This window comes from Sphingomonas oligophenolica, from assembly GCF_039522915.1.
In the GTDB taxonomy this organism is placed as follows: domain Bacteria; phylum Pseudomonadota; class Alphaproteobacteria; order Sphingomonadales; family Sphingomonadaceae; genus Sphingomonas; species Sphingomonas oligophenolica.
In genome coordinates this window covers 407,785-421,308 of record NZ_BAAAEH010000005.1, presented here as the reverse complement: position 1 = coordinate 421,308, position 13,524 = coordinate 407,785, and the positions used below count along the sequence as shown (strand labels likewise).

The following is a 13,524-nucleotide window of genomic DNA, read 5'->3' as shown; positions in this document are numbered from 1 at the left end:
TATAAGCATGCTTATTATGTGGCAGCCTATGAGCGACACCTTGGGTTTCCTGATTAGCGACGTTTCGCGGCTGATGCGACGCCGCTTCGACGAGCGCGCGCGGTTGATCGGCGTGACGCGGGCGCAGTGGCGCACGCTGACCATGCTCAGCCGCCACGAAGGCATCAACCAGGGTGGCCTGGCCGATCTGCTCGAGGTCGAGCCGATCACGCTGTGCCGGATGATCGACCGGCTCGAGGAAGCGGGGCTGGTCGAACGTCGTCGCGATCCGGCCGATCGCCGTGCCTGGCTGATCTTCCTGACCGCCAGGGCGCACCCGCTGCTCACTCAGCTTCGTGGCCTCGCCGACGACATGATCGAGAACGCCCTGTCCGGCCTGGACGAGGCCAAACGCATTGAACTCGCGCATACACTCGGCGTCATCCGCGCCAATCTCAACACCCCCTTCGAAAGCGACGAGGCCAACCATGGCTGATGCAGACCCCAAGATCGGCCGCGGCGTGACGCCGGTTGCCATCAACACGATCGAAGAGGTCGATGCACCCGAGACGAAGCAGCGCTCCTGGGGACGGATTGCGCTGATGCTCAGCGTGCCGCTGCTGATCGTCGCCATCGGCGGCTATCTCTGGATGACCGCGGGCCGCTACGTCTCGACCGACAACGCCTATGTCCAGCAGGATATGGTTTCGGTCAGCCCGGACGTCACGGGCCGGATCGTCGCGGTCAACGTCAAGGAAAACCAGCGGGTCAAGAAGGGCGACATGCTCTTCCGCATCGATCCCGTGCCCTTCCAGATCGCCCTCGACCAAGCCGATGCGGCGCTCGCTTCGGCGCGCGTCCAGGTCAATACGCTCTCCACCGACACCGGCAGCGCCCAGGCCGATATCGAGAGCGCCAATGCCGATATCCAGCTCGCCCAGGCGACCTATGAACGCCAGGCGCAGCTGATGAAGCGCGGCTTCACCACGCGCGCCAGCTTCGACGCCGCCGCCCATGAGGTCTCGGCAGCGAAGGCGCGCCTCGCAACGGCCAAGGCAAGTGCGGCCAAGGCGCGCAACCAGATCGGTAGCGGGACCGGCGCCTCGGGTGCGCCAGCGGCGATCCAGGCGGCGATGGCTGCGCGCGAGAAGGCGGCGCTCGAGCTCAGGCGCACCACTGTCTATGCTCCGGATGACGGCATCGTCAGCCAGACCGGCCGGCTTCAGGTCGGCACCATCATGCCGAGCGGCGTTCCCCTGCTGAGCCTTGTCAGGAACGGCGGCGCCTGGGTCGAGGCCAATTTCAAGGAAACCGATCTCAACCATATGGCGGTAGGCCAGCCAGCGCGGATAAAGCTGGACGCCTATCCCGGCCTCGCTATCCGCGGCCATGTCCTGAGCATCGGCGCCGGCACCGGCTCCGAATTCTCGGTGCTTCCAGCGCAGAACGCCAACGGCAACTGGGTCAAGGTGACTCAGCGCGTGCCGGTGCGCATTGCGATCGACGGCAGTCCGTCGCGCCCGCTGATCGCTGGCCTCAGCGCAAGCGTGAGGATCGATACGAAAGCCAATCGTGACTGATCCAGTCCCCGGCCAGCCGATGCTGGCGGTCAGGCATCGGTGGCTGGTGATGATCGGCGTCATGGGCGCCGTCGTCATGCAGATCCTCGACACGACGATCGCCAATGTGGCGCTGCCGCATATGCAGACCAGCCTCGGCGCAACCGGCGATACCGTCACCTGGGTGCTGACCAGCTACATCATCGCGTCCGCCATCGCGATTCCCGCGACCGGATGGCTTTCCGACCGACTCGGTTCCCGCAACCTGTTCCTCTGGGCGGTCGGCGCCTTCGTCATTGCATCGATGCTGTGCGGTACCGCCGTCAGCCTCGAGGAAATGGTGCTGTTCCGTATCCTCCAGGGAATCGCCGGCGCGTTCATCAGCCCCCTGTCGCAGACCGCGATGCTCGACATCAGCGCGCCCGAGCGGCAGAACAAGGCGATGTCGATCTGGGCGATGGGCGTGATGGTCGGCCCGATCATGGGGCCGGTACTCGGCGGCTGGCTTACCGAGAGCTATAACTGGCGCTGGGTCTTCTATGTCAACGCGCCGGTCGGTGCGCTCACCTTCGCGATCCTGTGGTTTCTCCTGCCCTCGCGGCCGAAGGCAGTGCGTGCGTTCGACATGACCGGCTTCGCCCTGATCTCGATCGCGGTGGCGAGCTTCCAGCTGATGCTCGATCGTGGCCAACAACGGGACTGGTTTTCGAGTCCCGAGATCATCATCGAGGCAATGATCTCGGCTGCGACAGCATGGATGGGGATCATCCACCTTGCGACGGCCAAGAAACCGCTGTTCGACCGCAACCTGTTCAAGGATCGCAACCTCGTCGTCTCGATGTTCTTCATGGTCGTCATCGGCATGTCGACCATGGCCCCGATGTCGTTGCTGCCGCCCATGCTCCAGCAGCTTTACGGCTACCCGGTCGTCGATACCGGCATGCTGATGGCGCCGCGCGGTGTCGGCGTGCTGTTCACCATGTGGTTCTCCGGCCAGATGATGGGCAAGATCGACACCCGACTCCTGATCGCCGCCGGTCTTGTCCTGTACTCGGTCTCGCTGTGGTTGATGTCGGGATGGTCGCTCGACATGGATTACTGGCCGATCGTCATCAGCGGCTTCATCCAGGGGCTCGGCATGGGCTTCGCCTTCATGCCGCTCAACTCGCTCGCTTTCGGCACGCTCGGCCACGCCTATCGCACCGAGGGTGCGAGCCTACTCAACCTGATGCGCAGCATCGGCCAGTCGGCGGGCATCTCGGTAATGGCGGTGCTGCTCGCCCGCAATGTCCAGACGGCACATTCCGATCTCGCCGGGCATATCACGCGCACCGCAATTCCAACGCTCGACCTTGGGGCGCTCGACCGCTTCGGCTCGCTGTCGGATACAGTGTTCGTGATGGCCGACGCGATGATCAACAAGCAGGCAGCGATGATCGCCTATATCGACGACTTCCGCCTGATGGCGTGGGTGGCGATCCTGGTGATACCGCTGGTGCTGCTGCTCAGGAAGCCCAAGGGCAAGGTCGAGGCGGTCATCGCCGAATAGAGATCAGCGCAGCAGGATCGCCGTGAACTCGGCCAGCGGCGCGCTTTCCTCGAATGCCGGCGTACCCCCGGGAAGCGCAATCCAGGGTTGCTTGCGCTTCACCCAGATATGCGCGCGGGGTTCGATCGTGTCGCTCGCATCGAGCGTGCCGGCACGGACCATAGCGATGCCCGGCCGCGCGCTGTTCGTGTTCCACAATCGCGTATGGCACGTCCCGCACACCCTCTGCCAGGACTGGGCGCCACTCGGACTGGTGAAGCGATAGTCGATGATCGGCCCGCTCGCGGTGATCGCGTCCTCGCGAACGACCGCCTGCTCGGTAAAGGCGCTGCCCGACCAGCTCTGGCAATCGAGGCAATGACAGCAATAGACTGGCGGCATCGCCTCGACGGCGAGCGCGTAACGCGACTCGCCGCAGCGGCAACCGCCTTCCATCATCCGCTCAAGCCGCCTTTTGCAGGTGCCGCCGCCCGAGCAGTTCAGCGATCTGCACTGCGTTCAGCGCCGCACCCTTGCGGAGATTGTCGCTGACGCACCACAAGGCCAGCCCGTTCTCCACCGTCGGGTCCTCGCGGACGCGGCTGATGAAGGTGGCATATTCGCCGACGCACTCGATCGGGGTGATATAGCCGCCGTCCTCGCGCTTATCGATCAGCATCACGCCGGGCGCCTCGCGCAGGATCTTCTGCGCCTGCTCGGCCGTGATCTCGTTCTCGAACTCGATGTTGATCGCTTCCGAATGACCGACGAACACCGGCACGCGGACACAGGTAGCGTGGACCTTGATCTTCGAGCCGAGGATCTTCTTGGTCTCGACCACCATCTTCCACTCTTCCTTGGTCGAGCCGTCGTCGAGGAAGCTGTCGATGTGCGGGATCACGTTGAACGCGATCTGCTTGGTGAACTTGGCAGGCGTCGCCGGATCGCCGACGAAGATGTTGCGGCTCTGCTCGAACAGTTCGTCCATCCCCGCCTTGCCCGCGCCCGAGACCGACTGATAGGTCGCGACCACGATCCGCTTGATCGTGGCGAGATCGTGGAGCGGCTTGAGCGCGACGACCATCTGCGCGGTCGAGCAGTTCGGATTGGCGATGATGTTCTTGCGGGTGTAGGTCGAGATCGCCTCGGGGTTCACCTCGGGCACGATCAGCGGCACGTCCGGATCCATCCGGTAGAGCGACGAATTGTCGATCACCGTGCAGCCCGCAGCGGCGAAGCGCGGAGCATGGATCTTGGTCGCGTCGGAGCCGATCGCGAACAGCGCCATGTCCCAGCCGGCGGGATTGAAATTGTCGATATTCTGGACCTTGAGCTTGCGCCCGGTCTCGCCGAAATCGACTTCGTCGCCCTGGCTGCGCGACGATGCCAGAACGGCGATCTCGTCAGCCGGAAACTCGCGCTCGGCAAGGATGTTGAGCATCTCGCGCCCGACATTTCCCGTCGCTCCAGCGACCACGACCCGGTAACCCATTATCCAAACTCCAGTGGAAACGAGGCGGTCGCATACGCCCCTTATCGGCTTTGTCCAGTACAGGAAATCTATCGGCGGCGCGAAATCGCATCGCCGCTTCCGCCGGATGCCGCTGCCGCCCGCCGCCGCTCATCAGAGATTTTCGATTCACGCAAAGACGCGAAGGCGCAAAGCTGGCGCGTTATTGGCGCCTTTCGCCGTCGGATTCTCGAGTCATCCAAGGGCGCTGACGCGCAGGAAGCGCCCTGAATCTTCGCGTCTTCGCGTGAATCCAGTCCCTTCTACTCAGCCGCCTTCGTCCCCAGCTTTGCGTCGAGGAAGTCGAAGATCGTCGTCCAGACATGGATGTCGCGCCCGGCGCTGTGGGTCTTGCCTGGGTAGAACATCATCTCGAACGGCACATTGTCAGCCTGCATCTTCGCTGCGAAGGCAGTCGAGTTGGTGAAAACGACGTTGTCGTCGGACATGCCGTGGATCAGCAGCAACGGGTCGCTGATCTTGTCGGCATCCCCCAGCGCATCCGAGGAAGCATAGGCCTTCGCGTCCTTCTTCGGATCGCCCATATAGCGCTCGGTATAATGGGTGTCGTAGAGTTCCCACTTCGTCACCGGCGCGCCCGAAATGCCGGCTGCATAGACGCCCGGGTTCGCCTCGAGCATCTTCAGCGTCATGTAACCGCCATAGGACCAGCCATAGATCGCGACCTTGTCGGGATCGATAAAGGGCTGGCTCTTGATCCACTTCGCCGCGGCAAGCTGGTCCTCGACCTCGACCGTGCCCATGGCGCGGTAGATGTGATCCTCGAATGCCTTGCCGCGATTGTACGAGCCGCGATTGTCGATCCGGAAATAGACATAGCCGCGCGACACCACATATTGGGCCATCGGGTTCTGCCAGCCGCGGGTGACCTGCTGGCCGGTGCCGGGGCCGCCATAATGCTCGAAGAACACGGGATATTTCTTCCCTTCGACGAGCGGCGGGGTGATCATTTCGTAATAGAGGGTGGTGCCGTCGGCGGCCTTGAAGCTGCCATAGGTCGTGGCCTGGTGATGGGCGAGATAGGGGTAATAGGGATGCCCCGGCACCACGGCATTCTCATTGACCCATGACAGTCGCTTGCCGGTGATATCGGCCAGATAGGTCTGCGCCGGCTGGGTTGCGTTCGAGCGGGTGACGATGATCCGGCTCGCGGCCGAATCCATGGTCGCGTTGTTCCACCAGCCGAGTTCGGTCAGCCGGGTGATGACGTTCGGATGGGCGATGTCGACTGAATAGAGGTGCTGCTCGAGCGCGCCGTCCTTGTTGCCGATGAAATAGAGCCGGCCCTTCGCCTCGTCGACGCCGGCGAGGCTCTGCACGACCCAGGGGCCCTTTGTCAGCTGAATCCATTTGCCGTGCGCGAAGCGGTAGAGATGGCCATAGCCATCGCGCTCGGAACGCCAGATCAGGCTGCCGTCGCGCATCGGACGATAGGCATCGGTCAGGTTGAGCCAGCTGCGCTCGCCCGATTTCTCGGTGAACAGGACGGTCGATTTGCCCGTGGCCGGATCGACCCTGAGCATGTCGAGGGTCTTCTGATCGCGCGTTTCTCGCTGCACGAGCAGCGTCTTGCCGTCGGGCGTCCAGTTCACCCGGGCGAGATAGATATCGGGATCGCTGCCGAGGTCGACCTTCACCTGGCCCGAGCCATCGGCGCTCATGACGTACAGCTCGACCAGCACATTGGGCGTGCCGGCTGACGGGTAGCGCTGTTCATACACCCTTGTGCCGTCAGCGCCGATCGCTGCCCGGGTGACCACGCCGACCGGCGCCTCGTCGAACTTCTCGACTGCGATCCGCGCGTCGCCCGGGGACCACCAATAGCCGGTGCGGCGATCCATTTCCTCCTGGGCGACGAACTCGGCCTCGCCCCAATGGACGGTGCCGGCGCCGGTCGTGGTCAACTGCTTTGCCGTGCCGCCCGCAAGCGGCTGCACGAACAGGTTCTGGTCGCGCACAAAGCTGACAAAACCTCCGGCCGGGCTGATGACAGGATTGAGCTCGCCGCCGGGCATGGTGGTCAGGCGCGTGACTCTGCCGTCGAGGGTCGCGAGATAGAGATCGCCATCGAGCGGAACCAGGATCGACTTGCCGTCAGGCGCCCAATCATAGGCGATGATCCCTTTCGAACCGCCAACGCGGGCGCGCTCGCGCTGCATCTTCTCGGCCTCGGAAAGCTCGGCACCGCTCCCGACCTTCTTCGAATCGACCAGCATCCGTTCCTTGCCGGTCTTCGTGTCGAGCGCCCAGAGATCGAGCCGATCCTTTTCGTCGGGCCGCGGTCGGAGCGACGTGAGCAGCGTGCCGTCCGGCGAGAGCTTCAGCGCGCGCGGCTGCGCGCCGGCGAGATCGGGGCTCGCGAACAGGCGCTTGAGCGTCAGCGGCCGCGATGCTGTGTCGGCGGCAGCGGCAGGCGCCGTGGCAGGCTCAGCGGCCATTGCAGGTATCGCCAGGGCGGCGAGCATCACGCCCGCCAGCAGCCAGGATTTTGGCATCGTTCATCTCCAGTCCCGATAGTCTTTCGCCGCGCGAATGGCGGTGGATGGCGGGCGTTATCGCGGGGCGGGCCGATGAGGTAAAGGGCGGCGTCGCATGCGGCACCGTGCCTTGGAGCGTTACGCTGGGAGAGGCTCTTCGTGGATCCCGGAACCGTGCAAACAGGAGGCGCGACTTGTGCCTGTGATCGTGATCGCGCGACTCTTCCGCTATTCTGCAAGCCGGGTCGATTGCCCGGCGCGGCTCACGATCTTTCGGACCAGGATCAATATGTCGTCACGCCGCCCTGCTTGACCGTAGGGGCCTGGCCGTTGGAGCGATCGATGGCAGCCCATTCGTCGGCAGTATGACAAGTCTGGCTCGTCATGCGCGTGGTGGTGGATTGATCGCTACGACAAATGCGGCGCGGCTTCTTCACCTTCACAGGCTTGGCGGCGTCGCTAGCGCCCGCCGGCGCACTCGGTGCCGCCTCCTGTGCAAAAGAAGGAACTGACAAGGTCAGGCAGGCAAGGGCGACCACGAGCTTCAACAATATCAATCTCCAGACAGTCGGCGAACGACAAAGCGACGATTTCCGGGCGGGGTTCTATGGAATCGATGCTGGCAAATCAACCGCTTACGCCGCAATTGTCCGCCAATATCTGCTCCCGCCTGAAACAATCTCCGGCATGGTCGTTCACCACGCCCGTCGCCTGCAGCCACGCATAGACGATCACCGGCCCGACGAATTTGAAACCGCGCTTCTTCAGCGCCGCGGACATCTCCTCCGAAAGCGCCGACTTGACCGGTACCTGCATGCCGTCGCCCAGGATCGGCTCGCCGCCCGCCACGCCCCACACGAACGCCGAGAAATCCTCCCCCGCCTCGCGCATCGCGAGATACGCACGGGCATTGCCGATCGTCGCCGCGATCTTGGAGCGTGAGCGGATGATCCGGGCGTCAGCCAGGAGGCGCTCGATATCGGCCTCATCGAAGCGCGCCACGATCTCCGGATCGAAGCCCTTGAACGTCTCCCGAAAGGCATCGCGCTTGCGCAGGATGGTGATCCAGGCAAGCCCGGCCTGAAAGCCATCGAGCATCAGCTTCTCCCACAGCGCGCGACTGTCGCGCTCGGGCACGCCCCATTCAGCATCATGATAGGCGCGCATCAGCGGGTCGTTATCGGCCCAGGGGCAGCGGTGTTGAGTCATTGCGTTCCAGTCACGCGGCTTCGTTCAGGGATCGCGCCATCCCCGCCCTTAATGACGCAGCGCCCACCATCGCCGCAATCCCCATGACCGCGCAAAATGCCCCGAACCACAGGACGCGGATGACGTCCTGGTCGCCAATCAACAGCCCGGCGAGCAACGGCCCAAGACTTGACCCCGTCAACTGCGCGCCGCCGATCAGCAGCGCAGCGCGCCGGCTTTGATCGGCGGCGATCATGATCGGGATCTGGAACGGCAGGGCGAACAGCCAGAGGAAGCCGAACAGCGCGGTCGCCGCCACGAACGCGGTTGCCGAGGGCGGCGCGGCCATGATCGCCAGCAAGGCGAGGTTGATCAGCCCGACCACCATGATCGTCGCCCGCGCCGGCAAGCGCCCCGCAAGCAGGGTCGCAGCGCTCGCGCCAAGCACCTGCATGGCAAGCGACAAGGGCGCGACGATATGGATCGTCGCAGCGGCGATGCCGTGGCGGAAGCCGAGCGGCTCGACATAGACCCAGACGGCGACGATGAAGGCGAGATAGGCGACGACACCGCCCAGGGCGATCAGGCCGCGCGCCGACGGCGTTCCTCCCGCTTCGTGCCCCGCCTCGAGCGGTGTATAGGCACGCGGCAGCCGGGGAAGCGCCAGCAATCCAGCCAGGGTGACGATACCGAGCGCGGTGAAGCCGACCGCGCTACCCGCCGCGACATAGCCGATCACGCTGGCCAGGGCGAACTGCGCAAGCGTCTGCGCGGCGAGATAGATGCCCGACCATCGCTCCGGCCGGTCGGTGCGGATGATGAAACCGATCGCGATCCAGATCAGCACGCCCTCCCCCAGCCCGGCGATGATCCGCGCGCCGAACAGGGCGCCGATACCGAGAAGCGGAGTCAGCAGGTCAATGCCGCCGGTCACCAGCAGGGCCGCGCCCGCGATCGCGCGGAGCCGGCTCACCGGCAGGACGAAACCCGCGCCGCCGGCCGCGATCCCCATCGCCAACAGTTCGACCGTGGCAAGGGTGCCAAGCGCGCTGACTGACAGCCGCCCCTCGCTCGCCAGCGCGCCGAGCAGCTGCGGCTGCAATCCGGGGATCAGGACGCCGATCACGCCGACGACGAACACCGCCAGCACGCGATCGGAAGCAAGGTTCATCGCGCGCGACCACGTGCACTGACCGGCCACATCTCCACCAGCGTATCGCCCCTGACGACGTGGTAATAGTCATAGAGGTTCACGGTCGGGTCGCAGTGCGGCACGGTCAGGCTCACCGGATCGCCGGGACGCAGCCGCACGCCGATATCGGGCGACACGAGTGCTGCGTGCTCGTCGCCCATGAACATGAACAGAGTCTCGACCGGGGCGCCGCGCTGCACTTGCGCGGCGCCGCCGTCAGTCGAGAGCGATTTGAAGCCTGCGTCGATCGTGACCAGGGCCGCATGGTTCGCGCTCACCACCCGCGCATCGACCGAGAGCGAGGTTTCGAACGGCACCGCCGCACCGTCGGCAAGGTCGCAATCGAGATATTGCTTGTCCATGAAGACATAAGATCCGGCCTGGAGCTCAGTGAACAGGCCGAGCTCGAGATCGATATGATGCGAGCCGGTGCCCGATCCGCTGACGATCTCCGGCTGGAAGCCGGCCTCGGCAAGGGCGGCGATCACGCTCCGCAGATAGTCGGTGCGGTCCACGATCGCTGCGCGGCGGGCGGCATAATCCTCGATGTGCTGCTGCGCGCCGCAATAATATTGGACGCCGCGATAGACGAGGCTCGCAGACCGCGCGATCGCCTCGGCTACGGCAACCGCAGCTTCGGCCGACTCGACGCCGGTGCGCCTGATACCGGGATCCACATCGATCACCACGTCGAGCATCGCGCCCGCCGCGGCAAGCGCATCCTGCCACCGATCGACCATCTCGACATTGTCGATCGCCGCCATCAGCCCGATCCCGCGCTTCGCCAGCGCCGCCAGCCGCTCTATCGCACCAGGCGCGCTGACCGGCGACGTGATGAGCAGGCCGGTGATCCCGCCATCGGCGAGCACCTCTGCCTCGCCGATCTTGGCGCAGCACAGGCCGATCGCGCCGGCGGCGATCTGGCGCTTGCCGATATCGACGCTCTTGTGGGTCTTGGCATGCGGCCTCAGCGCAACCCCGCGCGCGGCGGCAAAGGCCTGCATGCTACTGATATTGCGGTCGAGCTTCTCGATGTCGAGCACCAGCACCGGCGTGTTGAGGGCGCTGCGCGAACCCTGCTGGCCGATCAGATGAGCGTGCAGTTCAAGGTCGTCCATCAGGAAAACAGCTCCGTCATATGCTGGTTGAGGAACTTGCCCTCGGGATCGGCCGCGCGCCGCACCGCGCGATAGCGCTCCGCCATCGGATAGAGCATGTCCACATCGGCGCGCGTCAGCGTGTGGCGTTTCGCCCAGTGCGGCCGCCCGCCATGGGCGCGGAAGATCGCCTCCGCATCGGCAAACAGGGTACGCCACGGCATCTTGGCATATTGGTGCATCGAGATCGCGGCGACCGGCCCGGCATTCATCGGGCTCATCCAGATATCGTCGGGGGCGACGATCCGGAACTCGAACGGGAAGGACACGGGAAGGCGCTTCCGGCGGATCCAGCGGACAACCTCCTCGAGGGTCTCGAGCCCGGTCGCGCGCGGCATCTCATATTCCATTTCCTCGAACCGGATCGTTCGATCCGACGGGAAAATGGCATGCGCCGGGCCGCGCCGTTGGCCATCGAAGCTGGTCTTCATCATCGCCCATTGCAATGTCGGCACCAGCGCCGGCACGAATGCCCCGACGTTGAGCAGGCGGCGAAAGGCGGTCTCCTCGATGTCGGTTGTGGAGGCCGGCGGATCGCACGGATCGCATGGCTCCAATGTCTTCAGGATGGCGCTGTCGCTGTGCGGGAAGAGCCAGAACTCGACATGCCGCTGCTGCTCGACCAGCTCGTCATAGCGCTCCCGGATCTCGCCCCAGGGCTTCTTCTCGATCCGCTCGGCGAGGTGGAAGGCAGGCACGACCTCGGCCTCGATCTCGGTGGCGATGCCGAACAGGCCGAGCGACAGGCGCTGCGCCTGGAACAGATCGGGGTTGGTGGTTGCATCGCACCAGACCGGCTCGCCGTCAGCGCCGATCAGCCTGAAGCCGCGCGCGAAGGTCGCGAGATTGCCGAGATCGCGGCCGGTACCGTGCGTGCCTGTCGCCATCGCGCCGGCAAGCGATTGCGGGTTCACATCGCCCTGGTTGGCGAGGGCGAGGCCCTCATCCCACAGGGCCGCGGTCAGCCGCTTGATGCTCCATCCCGCCGGGATTCGCGCCGTCCTGCGATCGGGGGCGACAGTGATCGTGCCCGCCATATCCTCCAGGGAGAGGATCAGGCCGTCCGACTGGCAAAGCGGCATGAAGGAATGGCCCGCGCCGGTCGCGCGCACGCTGGCGGCGCCGCGTACCGCATTTGCCAGTTCAGCCTCGGTCTTCGGGCGCAATAGCGGCGCGCTGGCGGCGACGCTGCCGGACCAGTTCGACCAGCTCATCGCGCCGCCGAGCCTTTCACTTCATCATGGATGATGGTGCATTCGAGCGTCCTTGCGTGGCACATCACGAGATCGACCCCTCCCTCTTTTTCCCGGCGCGGCCGGATTCGGCAGCTTGCGCCATGTCCGCAGCATGATGGCGGCCCGGCGTTTCGCAAGGAATACCGATATGTCGGAACGGCGCAAACGAAACAGGGCGCGGAGGCCATCGCCCCCGCGCCCTGCTCCTGTCTCGTAGCGGATAACCGCTGCCCGATTACTCGGCGGCGGTCGCCTTGGCCGGGCGTGTGTCGCGGCGCTCGGCGATACGCGCCGACTTGCCGGTGCGGCCGCGCAGATAATAGAGCTTGGCACGCCGCACGGCGCCCTTGCGGACCACCTCGATCGAATCGATGTTCGGCGAATAAAGCGGGAAGACGCGCTCGACGCCCTCACCGAACGAAATCTTCCGCACGGTGAAGTTGGAGCCCATGCCCTTGTTCGAACGCGCGATGCACACGCCCTCGTAATTCTGGACGCGGGTGCGCTCGCCTTCGACCACCTTCACACCGACCTTCAGCGTGTCGCCGGGGCGGAATTCGGGGATCTTCCTGGTCTCGAGAAACTTGGCGATGTTCTCGGCTTCGATCGTCTGGATGAGATTCATCTCATTCGTCCTTCGTCTGTCGCCGCGCGCCAGAGGGCGACTGGACCCGAGCACCCTCATGGCGCTCCCAAAGGTCCGGCCGCCTTAGCCGTGTATCGGTCTCGGCCATGTGCTTTCGCCATGCCGCGATCCTCGCATGATCCCCCGATCGCAGCACTTCGGGGATCGTGCGCCCTTCCCATTCAACAGGTCGGGTATATTGCGGATATTCGAGCAGCCCCGTTTCGAAGCTCTCGTCCACGCCGCTTGAAGCCGCGCCCATTACGCCGGGAAGCAGCCGAATGCAAGCATCGAGCAGCACCAGCGCCCCCATCTCGCCGCCGGAGAGGACATAGTCGCCGATCGAGACCTGCTCGATCGCGCGGCCTTCGAAGATGCGCTCGTCGAAACCCTCGAACCGGCCGCAGAGGATGGTGACGCCGGGGCCGTCCGCCAGTGCGCGGATCCGGGCCTGGTCGAGGGGTTTGCCGCGCGGGGTCATGGCAAGAATCGGCCGGTCGTCAGCGACGCTGTCGATCGCGGCGGCGAGCACATCGGCACGGAGCACCATCCCTGCCCCGCCGCCCGCCGGCGTGTCGTCGACGGTGCGGTGCTTGTCGGCCGCGAAGTCGCGGATGTTGACTGCGCCCAGCGACCATTTCGCCTCAGCCAGCGCCCGGCCTGCGAGCGACACGCCGAGCGGCCCCGGGAACATCTCGGGATAGAGCGTGAGGATGGTGGCAGCGAAGGTCAATTGCGGACGGCTTTTCGAAGGAACTTCAGACAAAGTGCGGCGGCGACGAGCCCCACCGGAAAGAGCAGCAGTGCCACGATCACACACGCAGCAATGGCCATTGCACCAAGATCGGTAATGTGGCCCATGCCGAACATCATCCAAAGCGCCAGCGCGATGGCAAGGAGGGGCAAGAGTGATGCCGCCAAGGTCATTTTGATACCCAGGCGGAGTTGTGGCCGGAATCTTTCAAAGAACCAGGCGAGAAGCGCGGCCGCGAGACCCTGCGCAAAGCAGGCCGACACAAGGGCAGCTGTATCACTCATCATGAATCCTTTGGG

Annotated in this window: 14 protein-coding genes; 3 read left to right on the top strand and 11 right to left on the bottom strand. The window is 64.8% G+C overall.

What is annotated here, in order from left to right:
• The first annotated feature begins 28 nt into the window (after positions 1-28).
• Genes ABD050_RS04640 through ABD050_RS04630 form a run of 3 tightly spaced genes read left to right on the top strand, consistent with a single transcriptional unit; the run spans position 29 to position 3,087 of the window.
• Positions 29-475: a MarR family winged helix-turn-helix transcriptional regulator gene (locus ABD050_RS04640; RefSeq protein WP_343888026.1), complete on the top strand. Its 447-nt coding sequence runs from the start codon at positions 29-31 to the stop codon at positions 473-475.
• Positions 468-1,559 carry an HlyD family secretion protein gene (locus tag ABD050_RS04635; RefSeq protein ID WP_343888025.1) on the top strand — a complete coding sequence of 364 codons (1,092 nt, stop codon included), beginning with the start codon at positions 468-470 and terminating at the stop codon, positions 1,557-1,559. The genes ABD050_RS04640 and ABD050_RS04635 overlap by 8 nt, the downstream gene beginning before the upstream one ends.
• Positions 1,552-3,087, top strand: a complete 1,536-nt coding sequence (locus ABD050_RS04630; protein ID WP_343888024.1) for a DHA2 family efflux MFS transporter permease subunit — start codon at positions 1,552-1,554, stop codon at positions 3,085-3,087. Before ABD050_RS04635 ends, ABD050_RS04630 begins: the two co-directional genes overlap by 8 nt.
• 3 nt (positions 3,088-3,090) lie before the next feature.
• Here the strand turns inward: ABD050_RS04630 and ABD050_RS04625 are convergent, their stop codons facing one another.
• From ABD050_RS04625 to ABD050_RS04575, 11 genes are all read right to left on the bottom strand, one after another.
• Complete coding sequence (locus tag ABD050_RS04625) at positions 3,091-3,525, bottom strand: GFA family protein (protein WP_343888023.1); 435 nt, start codon at positions 3,523-3,525, stop codon at positions 3,091-3,093.
• Positions 3,526-3,529: 4 nt separating this feature from the next.
• Positions 3,530-4,558, bottom strand: a complete 1,029-nt coding sequence (locus tag ABD050_RS04620; protein WP_343888022.1) for an aspartate-semialdehyde dehydrogenase — start codon at positions 4,556-4,558, stop codon at positions 3,530-3,532.
• Positions 4,559-4,839: 281 nt separating this feature from the next.
• Positions 4,840-7,092, bottom strand: a complete 2,253-nt coding sequence (locus ABD050_RS04615) for a S9 family peptidase (RefSeq protein ID WP_343888021.1) — start codon at positions 7,090-7,092, stop codon at positions 4,840-4,842.
• 266 nt (positions 7,093-7,358) lie between these two features.
• Positions 7,359-7,625, bottom strand: a complete 267-nt coding sequence (locus tag ABD050_RS04610; RefSeq protein WP_343888020.1) for a hypothetical protein — start codon at positions 7,623-7,625, stop codon at positions 7,359-7,361.
• 76 nt (positions 7,626-7,701) lie between these two features.
• On the bottom strand, positions 7,702-8,283 hold the full coding sequence (locus ABD050_RS04605) for a DNA-3-methyladenine glycosylase I (protein WP_343888018.1): 582 nt from the start codon (positions 8,281-8,283) through the stop codon (positions 7,702-7,704).
• A gap of 10 nt (positions 8,284-8,293) precedes the next feature.
• Complete coding sequence (locus ABD050_RS04600; RefSeq protein WP_343888017.1) at positions 8,294-9,433, bottom strand: hypothetical protein; 1,140 nt, start codon at positions 9,431-9,433, stop codon at positions 8,294-8,296.
• Positions 9,430-10,572: a DSD1 family PLP-dependent enzyme gene (locus ABD050_RS04595; protein WP_343888016.1), complete on the bottom strand. Its 1,143-nt coding sequence runs from the start codon at positions 10,570-10,572 to the stop codon at positions 9,430-9,432. The genes ABD050_RS04600 and ABD050_RS04595 overlap by 4 nt, the downstream gene beginning before the upstream one ends.
• Complete coding sequence (locus tag ABD050_RS04590; RefSeq protein WP_343888014.1) at positions 10,572-11,825, bottom strand: D-arabinono-1,4-lactone oxidase; 1,254 nt, start codon at positions 11,823-11,825, stop codon at positions 10,572-10,574. The genes ABD050_RS04595 and ABD050_RS04590 overlap by 1 nt, the downstream gene beginning before the upstream one ends.
• Positions 11,826-12,081: 256 nt before the next feature.
• Positions 12,082-12,471, bottom strand: a complete 390-nt coding sequence (rplS, locus tag ABD050_RS04585; protein ID WP_343888013.1) for a 50S ribosomal protein L19 — start codon at positions 12,469-12,471, stop codon at positions 12,082-12,084.
• Between the two features lies 1 nt (position 12,472).
• Positions 12,473-13,204: a tRNA (guanosine(37)-N1)-methyltransferase TrmD gene (gene trmD / locus ABD050_RS04580; protein ID WP_343888012.1), complete on the bottom strand. Its 732-nt coding sequence runs from the start codon at positions 13,202-13,204 to the stop codon at positions 12,473-12,475.
• The gene (locus ABD050_RS04575) at positions 13,201-13,509 is read right to left on the bottom strand and encodes a hypothetical protein (protein WP_343888011.1); all 309 of its coding nucleotides are present in this window, start codon (positions 13,507-13,509) and stop codon (positions 13,201-13,203) included. The genes trmD and ABD050_RS04575 overlap by 4 nt, the downstream gene beginning before the upstream one ends.
• Positions 13,510-13,524: the final 15 nt, after the last annotated feature.